At 70.2% G+C, this 15,915-nt stretch carries 14 protein-coding genes and 2 pseudogenes; 4 read left to right on the forward strand and 12 right to left on the reverse strand.

All coding sequences use genetic code 11. The annotated features are described in order from the left end of the window. Nucleotides 1-46 precede the first annotated feature (46 nt). The 9 genes from SSP08S_RS13525 to SSP08S_RS13570 form a co-directional block, all read right to left on the reverse strand. Nucleotides 47-439 carry a hotdog family protein gene (locus SSP08S_RS13525; RefSeq protein WP_019068139.1) on the reverse strand — a complete coding sequence of 131 codons (393 nt, stop codon included), beginning with the start codon at nucleotides 437-439 and terminating at the stop codon, nucleotides 47-49. Next, the gene (locus SSP08S_RS13530) at nucleotides 436-957 is read right to left on the reverse strand and encodes an FAS1-like dehydratase domain-containing protein (protein ID WP_019068140.1); all 522 of its coding nucleotides are present in this window, start codon (nucleotides 955-957) and stop codon (nucleotides 436-438) included. The genes SSP08S_RS13525 and SSP08S_RS13530 overlap by 4 nt, the downstream gene beginning before the upstream one ends. Further along, on the reverse strand, nucleotides 954-1,769 hold the full coding sequence (locus SSP08S_RS13535; RefSeq protein WP_019068141.1) for an IclR family transcriptional regulator: 816 nt from the start codon (nucleotides 1,767-1,769) through the stop codon (nucleotides 954-956). Before SSP08S_RS13535 ends, SSP08S_RS13530 begins: the two co-directional genes overlap by 4 nt. Before the next feature lie 43 nt (nucleotides 1,770-1,812). Further along, nucleotides 1,813-2,682, reverse strand: coding sequence for an alpha/beta fold hydrolase (locus SSP08S_RS13540; RefSeq protein ID WP_019068142.1), 870 nt, complete (start codon nucleotides 2,680-2,682; stop codon nucleotides 1,813-1,815). Beyond that, nucleotides 2,679-3,638 carry a DODA-type extradiol aromatic ring-opening family dioxygenase gene (locus SSP08S_RS13545; protein ID WP_019068143.1) on the reverse strand — a complete coding sequence of 320 codons (960 nt, stop codon included), beginning with the start codon at nucleotides 3,636-3,638 and terminating at the stop codon, nucleotides 2,679-2,681. Before SSP08S_RS13545 ends, SSP08S_RS13540 begins: the two co-directional genes overlap by 4 nt. Continuing rightward, nucleotides 3,635-4,969 carry a M20 family metallopeptidase gene (locus SSP08S_RS13550; protein WP_019068144.1) on the reverse strand — a complete coding sequence of 445 codons (1,335 nt, stop codon included), beginning with the start codon at nucleotides 4,967-4,969 and terminating at the stop codon, nucleotides 3,635-3,637. The genes SSP08S_RS13545 and SSP08S_RS13550 overlap by 4 nt, the downstream gene beginning before the upstream one ends. 115 nt (nucleotides 4,970-5,084) lie before the next feature. Continuing rightward, nucleotides 5,085-6,293 carry an aromatic ring-hydroxylating oxygenase subunit alpha gene (locus tag SSP08S_RS13560; protein ID WP_019068146.1) on the reverse strand — a complete coding sequence of 403 codons (1,209 nt, stop codon included), beginning with the start codon at nucleotides 6,291-6,293 and terminating at the stop codon, nucleotides 5,085-5,087. 287 nt (nucleotides 6,294-6,580) lie between these two features. After that, a complete protein-coding gene (locus SSP08S_RS13565; protein WP_019068147.1) occupies nucleotides 6,581-7,768 on the reverse strand; it encodes a TetR/AcrR family transcriptional regulator in 1,188 nt (395 codons plus the stop codon). Next, nucleotides 7,765-8,616, reverse strand: coding sequence for an enoyl-CoA hydratase-related protein (locus SSP08S_RS13570; RefSeq protein WP_019068148.1), 852 nt, complete (start codon nucleotides 8,614-8,616; stop codon nucleotides 7,765-7,767). Before SSP08S_RS13570 ends, SSP08S_RS13565 begins: the two co-directional genes overlap by 4 nt. 123 nt (nucleotides 8,617-8,739) lie before the next feature. Between SSP08S_RS13570 and SSP08S_RS13575 the strand changes: the two genes are divergently transcribed. Together SSP08S_RS13575 and SSP08S_RS59255 are read left to right on the forward strand one after the other, a co-directional pair. Beyond that, on the forward strand, nucleotides 8,740-9,897 hold the full coding sequence (locus SSP08S_RS13575; RefSeq protein ID WP_019068149.1) for an acyl-CoA dehydrogenase family protein: 1,158 nt from the start codon (nucleotides 8,740-8,742) through the stop codon (nucleotides 9,895-9,897). A 35-nt stretch (nucleotides 9,898-9,932) separates the two neighbouring features. Beyond that, nucleotides 9,933-10,086, forward strand: a pseudogene (locus tag SSP08S_RS59255) (thiolase family protein); the annotation flags it as partial. Nucleotides 10,087-10,132: 46 nt separating this feature from the next. Here SSP08S_RS59255 and SSP08S_RS55270 read toward each other — a convergent pair. Together SSP08S_RS55270 and SSP08S_RS13585 are read right to left on the reverse strand one after the other, a co-directional pair. Next, nucleotides 10,133-11,152: pseudogene (locus tag SSP08S_RS55270) on the reverse strand (VOC family protein). Further along, a complete protein-coding gene (locus SSP08S_RS13585; RefSeq protein ID WP_019068152.1) occupies nucleotides 11,149-12,021 on the reverse strand; it encodes an alpha/beta fold hydrolase in 873 nt (290 codons plus the stop codon). Before SSP08S_RS13585 ends, SSP08S_RS55270 begins: the two are co-directional and overlap by 4 nt. Nucleotides 12,022-12,367: 346 nt before the next feature. Here SSP08S_RS13585 and SSP08S_RS13590 point away from each other — a divergent pair, with 346 nt between their 5' ends. After that, nucleotides 12,368-13,000, forward strand: coding sequence for a TetR family transcriptional regulator (locus SSP08S_RS13590; RefSeq protein WP_019068153.1), 633 nt, complete (start codon nucleotides 12,368-12,370; stop codon nucleotides 12,998-13,000). 55 nt (nucleotides 13,001-13,055) lie between these two features. On the opposite strand, the gene SSP08S_RS13595 is transcribed toward SSP08S_RS13590, so the two are convergent. Continuing rightward, nucleotides 13,056-13,685, reverse strand: coding sequence for a TetR/AcrR family transcriptional regulator (locus SSP08S_RS13595; RefSeq protein WP_043259409.1), 630 nt, complete (start codon nucleotides 13,683-13,685; stop codon nucleotides 13,056-13,058). Between the two features lie 396 nt (nucleotides 13,686-14,081). Here SSP08S_RS13595 and SSP08S_RS13600 point away from each other — a divergent pair, with 396 nt between their 5' ends. Further along, nucleotides 14,082-15,881, forward strand: coding sequence for an AMP-dependent synthetase/ligase (locus SSP08S_RS13600; RefSeq protein WP_019068155.1), 1,800 nt, complete (start codon nucleotides 14,082-14,084; stop codon nucleotides 15,879-15,881). The last annotated feature ends 34 nt before the right edge of the window (nucleotides 15,882-15,915 follow it).

Raw genomic sequence — 15,915 nt, forward strand, 5'->3', positions numbered from 1 at the left:
CCGCTCTCCGCCCAACGGAACCGGTCCGGCTGCCGGGACGCCCCGGTCAGACGAGGGCGAGTTCGACGCTTCCGGTCACGCACGGGGTGCCGTCGGCCTTGACGACCGCCACGTCCAGGGACACCCGGGCGCCCTCCACCGCGCGCACGGTCGCGGTCCAGGTGAGGGGCTCACCGGCCACGGCGGTCGTACGGTTGCGCCAACTCACCGTCTCAAGCCGGGAGTTCGGCCCGGCCCACGCCAACGCGTACCGAGTGAGGGTCTCGCCGTGCAGAGTGGACTGTACGACGACGTCCGGGAAGCCCTCCGAAGCGGCGAAACCGGAGTCGTAGTGGATGCGGTGGGAGTTCCACGACACGGCGCTGAAGCGGAAGAGCTGGACCGTGCTGTGCGTGTACCGCTGCAGCGGGCAACTGTCCCCGGCCACCGGCGTGTTCATGCGGCTCCTGCGGGGTCGAGGGCCTCCTGGACGACGATCGTCTCGTCCACGGCGGTCAGTTCGGTGCCGTCCGCGGTCGTGAAGCGGGTGGCCAGGCCGAGCAGGACGAACGGGCCGGAGCGGCCCTGCTTGCGCTCTGCGGAGATCACCGCGCGGGACGCGGTGACCCGGCTGCCCGCGACCGGGGCCCGCAGCAGCCGTACGCTCTGGCCGCCGTGCACCTGGCGGACCGGCAGGCCCTCGGTGCACGGCGACTCCCGGGCGGCGAGCCCGTCGGGCCGCAACTCCCCTTCGGGCGGCCCGTCCTCCCAGCTCATGGTGGCCGCGAGGAACAGGGCGGGAGCGTCGACCGGGGCGCCCGCCGCGTCCTGTTCGCGGGCGCGGCGGATGTAGTCGGCGTCGTTGAGCGCGGCGGCGTACCGGCAGAAGTCCTTGACGGTGACCGTGCCGCAGTCCTCGTCCTCCCAGCGGCCGACGAGCCTGTGGGCCCGTGCCAGCACCTCGTCCAGAGCGCTCACAGGGCCGACCGCAGCGCCCGGCCGATGCCGAGACCCGCGGTGCGCAGCGCGCTCGCGTGCGCGGCGGCGTCCACCCGGTAGGTCGGCGCGGTGATCGACAGGGCGCCGGCGAGCGTGTTCTGCCGCCCGAAGACCGGCACCGCCATGCTCATGTAGCCGAGTCTGACCTCCTCCGCCTCGGTCGCGAGGCGCTCCTCCCGGATCCGCTCCACCTGGGCGCGCAGCCGCCCCGGCGAGGTGATGGTGTGCCGGGTGAACGGTTTCAGCCCGTTCCGGATCACCTCACCGAACAGTGAGGCGGGGGAGAAGGCCAGGATCGCCTTCCCGGTGGCGGTGCAGTAGAGCGGCAGCCGCCCCGCCACCCGGGACTCCTCGCTCAGGCCCCGGTGCGGCAGGATCTTCTCGAGGTAGACGACGTCGAGGCCGTCGTGGATCGCGAAGTGGATGGTCTCCTGCGTGGCCAGCAGCAGATCCTCCATGTACGGCTGTGCCACCTCGCGCAGGATCCGCTGCCGGTGCACCCGCTGCCCGATCTCGAAGAGCCTGAGCCCGAGCCGGTAGTCGCACCCCGCCCGCTCCAGCAGCCCCCACACCACCAGCTCCTGGCAGAGCCGGTGCACGGTGGCCTTCGCGACGCCCGTACGGCGTACGAGATCCGCCAGGGAGAGCGACTCGTCGTCGACGGTGAACGCCTCCAGGATGGGCCGCACCTTGCCGAGGACGGAGTTCATCGAATCGGGTCCCAGGGACGGTCCGGTCGCGGGAGGCGGGGGAGCGGGGGCCACGGCGCGGGCGATCGGGACGACGGTCATGGCAGACACCTCACGATCAGGGGTTACGGCTGGAATCTCACGATCAGTGACCGGACGACGACTGGGCGAGGAACGCGAGGCTCAGCGGGTTGTACAGCGAAGCCTTCTCATGTTGCGGCCAATGTCCACATTCCGTGAAGACCTCGAGCCTGGCTCCCGGGATCGCGGCGGCGATCGCCTCGGCCTCCGGAACGTCCCCGAGCGGGTTCTTGTTGCCCCACACCACCAGCGTCGGGGCCTTGATCCGGGCCATGCGGTCCGGGCGCAGCAGATTCCGCTCCCGGGCCTCGACCTCCTGCAGGGCGAGCAGGTTGTGCAGGTTCCGCTGGAAGTCGGGGTGATGGTAGATCTCGTAGCGCACCTGGGTCAGCTCCTCGCCCAGGTCCTCGTCCCACTCCGCCCACAGCAGGGCCAGCCGGTCGCGGGTGTAGGAGATCTCCGGCTCCATGGCCGCGGCGCGGGTGGAGGTCTTCAGCCGTTCCATCACCGCCGGGTTGATCTTCGTGCCGCCCATGCACAGGAGCTGGAGGGAGGCGACCCGGTCCGGGTACTCGCTGGCCGCCCAGGAACCCACCCAGCCGCCCAGCGACTCGCCGACCAGGTGCGCGCGCTCGGCGCCGACCGCGTCGAGGTAGGCCATCAAGTGGTCGACGTACGCCGGGATCTCACCGGGCCGGTCGGGCTTGCCGGTGTAGCCGTGGCCGAGCATGTCGATGGCGTGGCAGCGATAGCCGGCCTCGGCGTGCGCCGGGATGTTGCGGACGAAGGCCTCCAGGTGGCCCGTCGTGCCGTGCAGGAACACCACGTGCTCGCCGTCCTCCGGACCGGCTTGCAGGGCGCGGGTGGTGACATCGCCGGTCTCGACGTACGCGTGCCGGTAGTCGATGCCCGAGAGTTCGGTCCAGATGGTCATGACTGCCTTTCGGTGTCTGCTTGTTGGGGATCCAGGACGGCCACGGCCATCCCGGTGAGCCACTCGGGCATCGGTTCGTAGGCCAGCCGGCGGCCGGGCACGTGGTCGAGCACGGCCGACATCAGCAGCCAGGTGCGCAGCTCCTGCGCCCCGTTGCCGGCGACCTTCTCCAACTCCTCGGTGGAGTACGCCGTGATCCGCCCGATCTCGCCGCGCTCGACGAGGGACAGGAAATCGTCGTCGAACTCCGGGTTCAGCGCGGCCTCGGCGGCGCGGATGATCTCGCGGCGCCGGACGTCGTAGTCCTGCCAGTTCTCCCGGCCGTTCAGCCAGGCGCCGACCATGAACTCCTCGTCGTCGCCGTGCGGTTCGCGCCAGTCCGGCCAGGGCAGCCGGTGCGAGAGCCCGCCCGAGCCGACCACCGCGACCCGCCGGTCGCCCGGGAAGGACAGGATGGCCTCCCGGATCGCCCGGCCCAGTTCCTCGCAGCGGGACAGGGTGGGCAGCGGCGGGGCGAAGACGTTCACGACGATCGGCACGATCTCCACGTCCAGGCCCTCGAAGAGGTACTGGATGGCGTGCGACTGACCGTGGTCGATCTGCAGCCTGGCGGAGAAGGCCGGGTCGAAACTCCCGCCCTCCACAAGGGAGTTGGCCAGGTGCCGGGCCAGCGGGACGTCGACCGGCTGGGGCCCCTTCGGGGTGCCCGACTCGCCGCTCGCGATGCACTCGCCGACGCCGATCGTGAAGCTCGGGATCAGGTCCAGCCAGAAACCCCGGAAGTGATTGGAACCCACCAGGATCACCGTGTCGGGGCGGGCCGCGAGCAGTGCCTCCCGGGCCTCGGACAGCGCGTCGCGGAACCGCTCCGCCCGGTCCTTGTGGAAGGTCTCCTCCCAGTGGGTGTTCATCAGCGTGCTGTGCGAGGCGCCCACGCCCAGGACGATCTCCGTCATGCCGCTCTTCCTTCCACCTCGGCGCGGGACCGGGTCACCGTGTCGACCGCCGTACGGATCAGATGGCGCGTCAGCTTCTCCATCGCCTGTACGGAGACCGTGTTCATGCCCCGCGCGAAGTCGATGTCGAAGAGGGAGTCCGTGACCTTCGGCATGCCGACCCGTACGGTCGGGATGCCGCGCCCGCGCAGGATGTTTGCGTCGGTGGCACCGCTGTTGCCCCGGATCACCTCGTGCTCGCGCCCCTCGAAGGCGGCCCAACTCGCCGTCGCGCTACGGCAGATCCAGCTCTCGGGGTCGGTGCTGGTGCCGGGGATGGCCAGGACCATCTCGGCGCCGACGTCGATGTTCTTGTCGCGCAGGGCGGTGATGGCCGCCATGAACTCCCGCTTGGCCTGCATCGGCGTCGTGTCCGGGCCGATCCGCAGGTCCACCATGAGGGTGCAGGAGGCCGGTGTCACCGCGGCCATCCGGGGCCAACCCCCTTGTATCGAGGAGACGATGCCCTGCGGCGCGACCGTGCCGGAGGTGTGCCGTTCGGCGTACTCGACGAACCACTCCTCCAGATGCCGGGTCACCTCACCGGCGCGCGCGACGGGGTTGTCGTAGGGGAGGCGGTGGCGGGAGCCGACGTAGGTGTGCGTGCCGTGGACCGTCACCTCGAACCAGACCAGGCCGACCTCGTCCGGGGAGACCGTCCAGCCGGGCTTGGCGATGAGGGCGTAGTCGGTCCACACGCCCTGCTCCAGGAGGAACGAACAGCCCACGCCCTGGCCGGTGTTGAGGCGCCTTGAGCCGGGGCGGGCGTTGGTGGGCATGCCGCCCGCGCCGAAGGCCGCGACCAGGTCGCCGGTGAGCGGGACGCCGGCCAGCGCGATCGCCTCGGCGGCCATCATCACGCAGGCCGCGTGGCCCTTCGGATTGGAGGCGCCGAGGCCGACGATGAGATCGTCGTGGACGGTGGCGCGCGGACGCATGTCGTCACGCAACTCCGGCCCGATCCAGGGGAGATCCTCGCTCTCCTCGCCCACCGTCAGGGTGTCGATCGGCGCGTAGAGCATCAGGTCGGGGCCGGTGCCGTCGCCGGAGAGCCGGGCCCAGGCGTTGGCCTGCCGGTCGTCCAGCGGCTGGACCCGGGCCGGGCAGCCGGCCGTAGTGAGGGTGGCGGCGATGTGCGCGGCGAGCGGGCCCTCGTCACCGGTCGGGGACGGGACGTCGACGAGCCCGGTGATCAGGTCGCGCAGCCGCTCGGCGGTGACGTGCTGCCAGGCGTCGGCGACCCAGGCGGCCCGCTTGTCGTCCAGACCGGCCAACTCGCCCGTGGCGCTCACTGGTTGATCCTGTGTACCTGAGTCATCGTCGTACGCTCGAAGCGTTTCTTCGCGAGCGGGAGCCCGATCGCGATCCCTATTCCGACGAGCAGGGTGAGCAGTGTGCGGCCCATGGTCAGGCTTCCTTCTCTTCGGTGCCCGTACCGGCGAGCTTCTTGCCGTACTCCTCCTCGCTGAGGTTCCGCCAGGCGGTCAGCGAGATGTCGGGGCGGTAGAGCTTCTCCGGGGGAGCGTCGGTGATGTCGACCATCCAGGCGTCCTGGCCGGAGAACTGGCCGTGGAACAACCAGCGGATCGCACCGAGGTACTTGGCGTAGAAACGCAGGGTCTCCCAGCCCTCGGTGAAGTTGACCATCACGCCGACATAGCGGTGGTTGTCCTGGTCGACGGGGACGTAGAACTCGTAGTGGATGAAGTTCGGGTACGCGATGCGCAGCACGCCGGGCATCGACAGGGACGCGAAGCCGGGGAACTCCTGGGCCTCGATCGTCGGGTTGACCTTGTCGGGCTTGCCCGTGTTGCCGATGTTGAAGGTCTCCTTCGGCGGCTGGGCCTTCCACCAGCGCTTGTTGGTCCAACGGCCGACCCCGGGGAACTCCGCCTCCCAGTACACCTCGTCCTGGACCCGGAAGATCCACCGGCCCTTGGGCACGATCCGGGTGATGTTCCAGGTCGGCATCGGCTTGAAGAGACGCCAGAGTGCCGTGCGGTGCAGGTACTTGGCGTGGCCCTCGTCGAAGCCGTTCTCGCAGGCGAAGCGCCAGTTGCCGCTGCGCGGGTCGATCCGGCCGCCCATCACGAAGGCGTTGGAGACGAGCTCCTCGGGCAGCTGCGAGTCGATGGGGTGCGGTTCCTCGTCGGCGAGGGGGATGTACACCCACACCATGCCGAGCCGCTCCTCGACCGGGTACGTCCGCACCGAGACCTTGCCGGTCAGCCGGCAGCCGGGGCCGTCGGTGATGACCGCGGCGAGCTTGCCGGTGGGCAGGTCGAAGGTCCAGCCGTGGTACGGGCAGCTGACCGTGCCCGGGAACTGCTGGTTGCCCTCGGAGAGCGGGACACCGCGGTGCGGGCAGCGGTTGTGCAGCGCGTACGCCGTACCGTTGTCCCGGATCAGGGTGATCTTCTCGCCGCAGATCGTGAACGGGAGCGGATCGCCGGTGATCTGGCTGGACCAGGTGACCGGATACCAGTAGCCGCGGAAGCCCGAGCCCGCCGCGTCGTAGTGGGGCCACGACTTCCAGTCCTGGCGGCCGGGCTCGCCGGTCGGTCTGCGGCGGCTCCGGACCGGGGGCGGGGTGTCGGGAGAGTCGTCGACCGTCATCGTGGGCGTCCTCCTGCTGCCGGGTGAGCTGTACGCCGAGCATGCGGCGGGCGGCAGGATCCGCCCAAGGGACCTGGTCCACTGAGCAGACCGGGTGCCGGGGAGGCGGCGGAAACGCGGCACTTCTGCCCTCGTCCACCGCATTTCGAGGGGGTCTGCGGGTCTTCGCGACGCTCCCTCTGCTGACGACGCCCACCGCGTAGCCACTGATCACACCCGACGACTCGCATGCCTCGCGCTGTCGCACCGCATGAGTCACTCGGTGCCCGTGGCGCTGGAGACCGGCGCTATCTCTCGGTGAGGACCGCGTGCATCAGGGCGCGAAGCTCCGCGGCCAAGGCCGGGCGGGAGGTGAACCGGCCGGTCTGTGCCAGGTCGTTGACGACGGCGAACGCGGCATGGACGCGGACCTGGACCACTTTCGGGTCCGGGCTCGGCGCTGCCGCTCCCGTCACCTCCGCCCAGTACGTGGCGAAGGCACGCTGGAAGCGGCGCAGCTCCGTGCGATCGCGCTCGGGCAGGTTGTGGCCCTCGGCGAAGTAGGCGGCGACCAGGTCCCGGTAGTCCAGCACCGTGTCTACGTAGGAGACGACCAGCAGGTCGAGAGTGTCGCGCGCGGGCAGCCCGGCCGTCTGCGCGGCTGCGACATTCTGCCGCAGGCGTTCCCGGATCCGGCTCGCGGCGGTCTGGAGCAGGTCGGTCTTGCCCGCGAAGTGGGTGTAGACGCTGGGCCCGGCCATGCCCGCCGCGGCGCCGATGTGCTCCATGGTCACCGCGTGGAAACCGCGCTCCCGGAAGAGCCGGGCCGAGACGGCGAGCAGTTGTTCACGCCGGGCGTCCAGCAGGGACGGGGTGCCCGCCGGGGAGAGTCGCGGTGCGGAGGCAGCGGTCAGATCGGTCGCCAGGGTGTTGAGGGCGATGTCCGTGAGGACTTCCTCGAAAGCCGCGCGTGGCAGCCGGACGCGGTGGTCGGAGACGCTCCCCAGGACACTGAGCGCCCCCCAGGTGAGCAGAGACGCCTCGGAGGGCCCCAACTCGGGCCGCCGGTTGCGCAGCGCGCGGATCAATGGCGTGCCGATTCGCACCGCGCGCCTTCTCACCTCGATGGCGTCCTCGGGCGCGAGGTGCCGACGCTCGCGCCGCCAGAGCATGCCGAACTCGGGCCGGGCGACCACGAGAGCCGCCAACTGCGCGTAAGCCGCGGGCAGTTCCGGACCCGTGCCGTCGTGGGTGCACCCGTCGAGCACCCGACCGGCCTCGTCGAGGCCGGCGAGCAGGATGTGGGCGAGCACGGCCTGCTTTCCGCGGAAGTGGCGGTAGAGCGCCGGCCCGCTGAGCCCGGCGGCTGCGGCGATGTCCTGGACGGAGACGTTGTGGTAGCCGTCGCGCGCGAAGAGTCCGGCGGCGAGCGCGGCGAGCTGGTCGCGGCGCGTCGGCTTTCCGGGCCGGGGCGGGGCGCCGGAGGGCGACGTCACTGACCACCGGCCCAGGGCAGGAAGCCCGGCAGGCCGTCGTCGATCCGGCCGGGGAACTTCGGCGGCCGGCGTTCCAGGAACGACGTGACGCCCTCCACGGCGTCCGCGCTGAGCGTCAGGAGGCGCACCAGTCGAGTCTCCAGTTGGTGGGCTCGGTCGGGTGAGTCGAGCGACGACAGACGATAGATCATCTGCCGGGTGATCGCGACGGCGACCGGGGCGGTGTGCTCCGCGATCTCGTGCGCGAGCGCGTAGGCCGCGTCGACCAGCGCATCGGGCTCGTGGACGCTGTGCAGCAGTCCCGAGCGCAACGCCTCCTCCGCGCCGAACACCCGCCCGGTGAGCGTCCAGTCGAGGGCGGTGGACAGGCCCACCAGGCGGGGCAGGAACCAGGTGGATCCGCCTTCGGCGACGATGCCGCGCCGGGTGAAGGGGAAGCCGAACCTGCTGTCGTGGGCCGCCAGCCGGAAGTCGGCGGCCAGCGGCACCGTCGCGCCCGCGCCCACCGAGGCGCCGTTGAGCGCGGCGATCACGGGCTTGTTCATCGCGAACATGCGGGCGGAGACGCTGCCGGCGGGCTCCAGTTCCAGCGGCGGCAGGTCCTCCTCCTTGCCCTCTCCGTCCACGTCGAAGCCGCCTCCGGAGAGGTCGGCGCCCACGCAGAAGTCCCGCCCGGAGCCGGTGAGGACGACGACCCGGACCTCCTCGTCGGCGTCGGCGCGCGCGAGGGCGTCCCGCAGCTCCTGCGCCATGCGGAGGGTGTAGCCGTTGCGCGCCGCGGGGCGGTCGAGCGTGATGGTCGCCACCCGATCGGTCAGCGCATAGCGAATCTGCTGGTAGGAGGACATCTCCAGCCTCTCTTGTTAATCATCACTAGGCTGAGTGTCATGCACTTCAAGCCTTGACAGCAAGGCTTGAGTTGCATGAAGTTAATGGCGATTAGGACGCTATGAAGACTGCGAGGGTGTCGCATGACCACGACGGCATATCGATCCCCATGGCTGACCGACGAGCTGGACGCCGTGCGCGACCTGGCCCGCACCTTCTTCACGAAGGAGGCCGCGCCGCGCGAGGAGGAGTTCGCCCGGCAGGGGTTCCCCGCGAAGGAGCTGTGGCGCCGGGCGGGCGAGCTGGGCCTGCTGTGCGCGTCGATCCCGGAGGAGTACGGGGGCGGCGGCGGCACGATCGCTCACGAGATCGTGCTGATCGAGGAGCAGATGAAAGCGGGCGCCGGGGCCATGCCCACGACCGTCCACTCCGGCATCGTGGCCCACTACGTCAACGCCTACGGCACCGAGGAACACAAGCGCCGCTGGCTGCCCCGGATGGCGAGCGGCGAACTGCTCGGCGCGATCGCCATGACCGAACCGGGTACCGGATCCGACCTCCAGGGCATCCGGACCCGGGCGGTGCGCACCGGCGACGAGTACCTGATCAGCGGCGCGAAGACGTTCATCACCAACGGCCACAACGCCGGCCTCGTGATCATCGCGGCCAAGACCGACCCGGCCCAGGGCGCCCGAGGCGTCTCGCTCCTGGTCGCCGAGGTGGACGAGGACACGCCCGGCTTCCGGCGCGGCCGGGTCCTGAAGAAGATCGGCCAGCACAGCACCGACACCGCGGAGCTGTTCTTCGACGAGTTGCGCGTCCCGGCGGCGAACCTGCTCGGCCCCCGCGAGGGCCTCGGCTTCGTGCAGCTGATGGAGCAACTGCCGCAGGAGCGGCTGCTGGTCGCCGCGCTCGGACAGGCCTGGCTGGAGGCCGCCGTGGACACCACGGTCGCCTACACCAAGGAGCGGCAGGCCTTCGGGCGACCTCTGTTCGAACTGCAGAACACCCGTTTCGAGCTCGCGGACTGCGCCACGACCGCGCGGGTGGCCCGGGTCTTCCTCGACGACTGCGTCCAGCGCCACCTGAACGGAGAGCTGGACGCCGCCACCGCCTCGATGGCCAAGTACTGGATCACCGACCGGCAGACCGAGGTGGTGGACCGCTGCCTCCAACTGCACGGAGGCTACGGCTACATGGCCGAGTACCCGATCGCCCGGATGTTCACCGACGGCCGGGTCCAGCGCATCTACGGCGGGGCCAACGAGGTCATGAAGGAACTTGTCGCCCGCTCGCTGTGAGCGGCGCCCTGCACGGGACCAGGCCCGTCTCCCCGGTCGCCGGACTGCCCGGGACCACCACCGGTCTTCAGCTCAACCGGTTCTGCGCCTCCGGTCTGGAGGCGGTCAACACAGCCGCGCAGAAGGTCTGTTCGGGCTCCGAGGAACTGGTGCTCGCGGTCGGCGTCGAATCGATGTCGCGGGCGCCCGTGGGCCCGGCCCTCGGCGCGGCGGTCCGGGCCGGTGGCATGGCTTGTCAGTCGTCGGCGATGCCGGTACCGCTGAGGGCGGGAACGGCGTTTTCCGGGCGGGCCAGAGAGCGGGCGCCGGTCCCGAACTGGGCGAGTTTGTCGATGATGGTCTGGCCGACCGGGAGGTGTCCCCAGATGCTGATGCCCTGATGGGTGCTGGGTTCCCACGTCGCCTCGTCGACGACGATCGGGTTCCAGCCGACCTCCCAGTCGAAGCCGGAGGGAGTGCGGGCGTAGTAGGAGAGTTCACGGTCGTTGGTGTGCTGGCCGACGGTCAGTGAGCCGAAACCCATTTCGTGGACGCGCTGGTAGCTCTGGGCGACGTCGTCGAGGGTGGCGGCCTGGATGTTGAGGTGCTGCACGCGGGTGCGGATCGGGTCGATCGGCAGGCGGCGGGCGTTGCCCACCGCGATGGTGTGATGGCGTTCGTTGACGCGAAGAAAGCGGATCTTGACTTTGAGGCCGCTCATGGTCTCGTCGATGTAGTCGGTCAGGCGGGCGTCGAAGACGGTGTTGAAGTAGCTGCGGATCTGCGTCGGCCTGGTGGAGGTCAGGGCGATGTGTCCGATGCCGGCATCGCCGGTGACGAAGCCGGAGGCGAGCATGCGCAGGGGCTCGGCGGACTTCACCGGGGTGGTGTAGATCTCCTGGGTGATGCCTTTGGGACCGGGGAAGCGCAGCAGGCGTTCGACCCCGCGCAGAGCGGCTTCCTCGTCGGTTCCGACGACGAGCGGCACACCGTGCGCGCGTATACGGGCCTCGATCTGTTCGAAGGAGGAGTGGTCGTCGATGTGTCAGCCGGTGACGACGACGTCTTCGGCGAGGCCGCGCCGCAGCAGGAAGCGGCACTCCTGGTCGTCGAGGCGGAAGCGCATCAGGTCGCGGGAGAGCGCGTCGTGATGCATGCCGATGGCGTCGGTGCCGAACCGCTGCCAGTCGGCGAAGCGGTTGGTCTCGATGATCATGTAGCCGAGGTGGACGGCGCCGAAGACCGACGGGGCGTCGTGCCCCTCGTACGTGTTCATCGGTGGCCTCCCAGGAAGTCCGAGCAGAGACGGTTGAACAGGTCGGCCTGCTCGAACTGCACCCAGTGCCCGGTGTTGGCGACCATGTACAGGTCGCAGTTGGGCATGCGGTCGGCCAGCATGCGCGCACCGGAGGGGCGGTTGACCTTGTCCTCGGCACCCCACAGCACGAGGGTGGGCACGGACAGCCGGCTCAGGCGCGGGTCGCGGGTGAAGTCCGACTTCCACAGGATGCGCAGTGCGCCCGGCCCGGAGGGAAGCCTGGTGGGCGGGGAAGCGACGACCTCGGGGTCGATGCTGGCCTGGTAGCGGTCTTCGATGGCGGAGTCCGGGACACCAGCGGCGTTGAAGACGAGGTAGGTGCGGATGAACGTCTCCAGCTTCAGCCGGGACGGTCCGTCGCCGGTGTAGTAGCCGAGCAGGCTCCTCGCGCCGCGGGTGGGCACGGTGCGGGTGGTGCCGACGCCGGCGGGGCCCATCAGCAGCATGCGGTCGACCCGGTGGGGAGTGTCCAGGGCCAGCCGCAGGGAACAGGCGCCGCCGTAGGAGTTGCCGACCAGGTGGACCTTGTCCAGGCCGAGTTCGTCGAGCAGGCCGCGGATGTGGCCGGCCATGTACCCGACGGGGTCGGCGCTGTCGACGCCCTTGCTGCTGCGGCCGTAGCCGGGCATGTCGGGAACGATGACCCGGTACCTCTCGGCCAACCCGGCGATGTTGCGCGTGTAGTTGGAGACACCGGAGGCGCCGGGGCCGCCGCCGTGCAGCATCACCACCGGCGGGCCGTCGCCCGTCTCCGCGACGAAGATCTTCTTTCCGTCGACGTCGTACGTCGTCTCCTGCATCGTCGGCAGGTCGGTCGGTGTGGACATGGCGTTCCTCACGAGGTTGTGGTCGTGGTCGGACGGAGACCCTCGGCCGGGGGAGAGGCTGGGCGCGCGACAGGAAGTCGGCGTCGCGATCGAGGACTGTCGCCTTCGGCTCATGGCGCCCGGCGGACTCGCCGGTGTGTTCCTTCCGGCGGCCCGTGGCCAAGTCACTGCCATGTCGTACGCACCGGCTCCGGCCAGGCGCCGGATACGTGTCCCTCCGGCCGGCCGTACCGCAGCGCCTGCAGCGACTCGCTTACCGTAGCGCTCATTCCAATTGGAGTGAACGCTACGGTAAGCTCGACGCCGGATAGAGTCAAGAGCGGGTGTCATCAGGAGGGGAGTTCGCATGACCGGGTCCCAGGCGACTCGCAAGAAGCGCGCGAACGGCATCGAATCGCGGCAGCGCATCCTCGACGCCGCCGTGGAGATCGCGGGTGAGCGCGGGTACGAGGGCACGTCCATCGCGGCCGTCAGCGTCAAGTGCGGGTTGCCCGCCAGCTCGATCTACTGGCACTTCAAGGACAAGGACGACCTGATCGCGGCCGTCATCGAGCGCAGTTTCGACACGTGGCTCGCCGCGGTGGAGCTGCCCGACGAGGAGACGGGCACGCCTTTGGAGCGGATCACCGTCATGGCCGTGAACCTCGCGAAGTCGCTGGTCGACGCCCCTGACTTTCTGCGCCTGGGCCTCATGCTCGCCCTGGAGCGACGGCCCGATGAGCCCCGGGGCAGGACCGTTTTCCTCCAGGTCCGGGAGACCGCCCGCCGCAGGTTCGCCGAGTCCGCGCGGATCCTCTTCCCGGAGCTGGACGAGGACTCGGTCCGAACGCTGACCATCTATGGACTGGCTGGTGCCGACGGCCTGTTCGTGCAACGTGAGATCGGCGGGGACTCCGTCGATCTGGTGAGGTTGTTCGAGTTGCACGCCCGGCTGGTGCACGATGCCGCACGCTGGATGGCGACCGGCGAAGCCCGGTGAACGTGCGGGTGGCCGAGCCCTCCGCCGCGCAACAGCCTTCTCGCCCCTCCGCCCGTCAGTCCCTGCGGCCTTCCGGCCCGAACTCCGTGATGATCAGCAGAAGGGTGCGCTCCAGCAGGGCGAGCGTCTGTTCCCGGCTCAGGGTGCCGCGGTTGAGCCACTCGTTGGTCGCGGACCGAGTCATCGCGGCGAAGGCCCGGCACATGCCGCGCAGCGGTTCGTCCGCTTCGGTGCCCGGGTCGATGCCGAGCGCGCGCAGGGTCTGGTCGACGGTCACCTCCTCCGCCTCCCGCATGACGGCGTCGACGTCCGGGTCGTGGCCGTGCGACAGCGCGTCCACGGTGACGAGCCACATGCCGCGATTGCGGTCGACGACGCCGAGGAAGCGTTCGACGACGCCGTGCACCCGCTCCTGGAGGGTGCCCTTGGGCAGCCGCTCCAGCACGGAGTCGGGCACGGCGACCATCTCGCGCAGCACCTCCAGGTAAAGCTCCCGCTTGCCGCCGAAGTAGTGGTTGACCAGCCCTCGGGCGACGCCGGCCTCGCGTGCGACGTCCGCCAGTGACACCGCGCCGTAGGGCTTCTCGCCGAAGGCGCGGCGTGCGCAGGCGATGATCTGGCCGCGGCGGGCTTCCGGCTCCATGCGGGTCCGTGCCCGGCCTTCGGCGGGGGAGGGGGCTGTCATCGCCGCATCTTTTCACGATCCCTGTAGACGACGGTCGGCGGAAGCCGCAGCGCATCGGACGCCTCCTGCGGCACCAGGGGATTCCGCACGGCGACCAGAGGCTCCGGGTGCGAGGGGCCGAGGCGGCTTCTCATCACCCTCGCCCCTTATTGGCGACCCGTCAAGAAACTGGAACGAAATCCCCGGGAAGCTATTGACGGGTCGCCAATAATGAGGTGACAGTGGTCCATGTCCGCCGCCCGGCGCGTGCCCCGTGACGGCGGGAGTCGCGGAGAGTCGGACTGCCGCACCCCTCCGTGAAGAAGACCGCTGGTGTGTCGCGGCCGCGCCCCGCCGCCTCGCCCGGCGCCCGCACGAGCAAACCCGTTCTCCCGACAGCGAAGGAGCCGCCCGGTGATGCCGACCGCCCCCCGCACGTTCTGTGAGGCGTTCCAGTGGACCGCCGCGCGCCAGGCCGGCCAGGTCGCCCTGCGTACCGTCGGTGACACGACGACCCTGCTCTGGTCCGAGTACGCCGACCGCGTCCGGGCGCTCGCCGAGGGGCTGACGGCTCTCGGTGTGCGCGGCGGCGACACGGTCGCGCTCATGCTGCGCAACCGGCCCGAATTCCACGTCGCCGACACGGCCGTCCTCCATCTCGGAGCGATCCCGTTCTCGGTCTACAACACCTCCTCGCCCCAGCAGGTCGCCCACCTGCTCACGGATTCGCGGGCTCGGCTGGTGATCACGGAGGAGTGCTTCCTGCCCGTGCTCGACCAGCCCGCCCGCGCGGTGGACGCGACGGTCGTCACCGTCGACGGCGCCTTCCCCGGGACCCTGTCGCTGGACGACGTCTCCGCCCGCACGGTGCCGGGCTTCGACTTCGAGGCGATCTGGCGCTCCGTGGGTCCGGACGACGTACTGACACTGATCTACACCTCGGGTACGACCGGACAGCCCAAGGGCGTCGAGATCACGCACCGGGCCGAACTCGCCCTGTGCGCTGCCTCGAACGAGCGGCTCGGCATCAACCCCTTCGACCGGATGATCTCCTTCCTGCCCTCCGCCCATATGGCCGACCGCTGGTCCTCGCACTACACACAGATGACCGCCGGAACCGAACTGACGACCGTCGACAAACCTCGTGACATCGCCGCCGCCCTCGCCGACGTCCACCCCCAGGTCTTCGGAGCGGTGCCGCAGATCTGGCAACGCCTCCACAACAACCTCTGCGCGGCACTGGAACAGGCCGCGGACAGCGAACCCGACGAGGTGCGACGACTGGCACTGTCCGAGGCCCCCGGTCTCGGCCTGCGCTGCGCCGAGGCCGCCGAGCATGGCCGGCTCACCGCCGAACTCGCCGACCGCTGGGCGGAGTTGGACTCCGAGGTGCTGGCACCGCTGCGAAAGCGGTTCGGCCTCGACCGGCTGCGGGTGGCGGCCTCGGGTGCCGCGCCGATCGAGCCGAGCCTGCTGCTGAACCTGCGCGGCCTGGGTATCCCGGTGAGCAGTGGCCTCGGCATGTCCGAACTGTCGGGGATGGTGACCTACTCGCCTCCCGGTGAGGCCCCGGTGGCTTCGGTGGGCCACCTGTTGCCGGGGGTGGAAGCGTCGATCGCCGCGGACGGCGAGCTGCTGATCCGCGGCGAGATCGTCATGCGCGGCTACCGGGGCGCCCCAGAGAAGACCGCCGCCGCGTTCACCGCCGAGGGCTGGCTGCGGACCGGCGATGTCGCCACCATCGACCCGTCCGGCGCGATCACCGTGGTGGACCGCAAGAAGGACCTCATGATCAGCACGGGCGGCAAGAACCTGTCGCCCTCCGCCATCGAGGGAGCCGTCCTCTCCCACACTCCCCTGCTCGCGCACGCGGTCGTGATCGGCGACGCCCGTCCCTTCGTGACCGCGCTGCTGGTGCCCGATCCCGACGCGGTCACCGCTTTCGCCGTACGGCACGGCCTGGACGGCGGACCGGCCGAACTGTGCCGGCATCCCGTGGTCCGCGCGGCGATCGAGACGGGACTGGCCGCGGCCAACTCCGTCCTGTCCCGGCCCGAACAGGTGCGCGCCCACACCGTGCTGGCCGAGGACTGGCACCCCGGCAGCGAGTTCGTCACCCACACTCGCAAGACGCGCCGTAGGCCGATCCATGAGCACTACGCGGCGCAGATCGAGGCGATGTACGCCGAGCACGCCGCAGTCGCCGGCACGGCCTGATCCGTTTGTCATTCCGCACCCGCGCCCGGAACCC

The sequence above is a fragment of the Streptomyces hokutonensis genome, from assembly GCF_000376565.1.
GTDB classification, from domain to species: domain Bacteria; phylum Actinomycetota; class Actinomycetes; order Streptomycetales; family Streptomycetaceae; genus Streptomyces; species Streptomyces hokutonensis.

Bases quoted from the DNA above. Each gene is read 5' to 3' on its own strand.
- SSP08S_RS13525 (WP_019068139.1), bottom strand. From the start codon at position 439: ATGAACACGCCGGTGGCCGGGGACAGTTGCCCGCTGCAGCGGTACACG.
- SSP08S_RS13535 (WP_019068141.1), bottom strand. From the start codon at position 1,769: ATGACCGTCGTCCCGATCGCCCGCGCCGTGGCCCCCGCTCCCCCGCCT.
- SSP08S_RS13540 (WP_019068142.1), bottom strand. From the start codon at position 2,682: ATGACCATCTGGACCGAACTCTCGGGCATCGACTACCGGCACGCGTAC.
- SSP08S_RS13545 (WP_019068143.1), bottom strand. From the start codon at position 3,638: ATGACGGAGATCGTCCTGGGCGTGGGCGCCTCGCACAGCACGCTGATG.
- SSP08S_RS13560 (WP_019068146.1), bottom strand. From the start codon at position 6,293: ATGACGGTCGACGACTCTCCCGACACCCCGCCCCCGGTCCGGAGCCGC.
- SSP08S_RS13570 (WP_019068148.1), bottom strand. From the start codon at position 8,616: ATGTCCTCCTACCAGCAGATTCGCTATGCGCTGACCGATCGGGTGGCG.
- SSP08S_RS13575 (WP_019068149.1), top strand. From the start codon at position 8,740: ATGACCACGACGGCATATCGATCCCCATGGCTGACCGACGAGCTGGAC.
- SSP08S_RS13585 (WP_019068152.1), bottom strand. From the start codon at position 12,021: ATGTCCACACCGACCGACCTGCCGACGATGCAGGAGACGACGTACGAC.
- SSP08S_RS13590 (WP_019068153.1), top strand. From the start codon at position 12,368: ATGACCGGGTCCCAGGCGACTCGCAAGAAGCGCGCGAACGGCATCGAA.
- SSP08S_RS13595 (WP_043259409.1), bottom strand. From the start codon at position 13,685: ATGACAGCCCCCTCCCCCGCCGAAGGCCGGGCACGGACCCGCATGGAG.
- SSP08S_RS13600 (WP_019068155.1), top strand. From the start codon at position 14,082: ATGCCGACCGCCCCCCGCACGTTCTGTGAGGCGTTCCAGTGGACCGCC.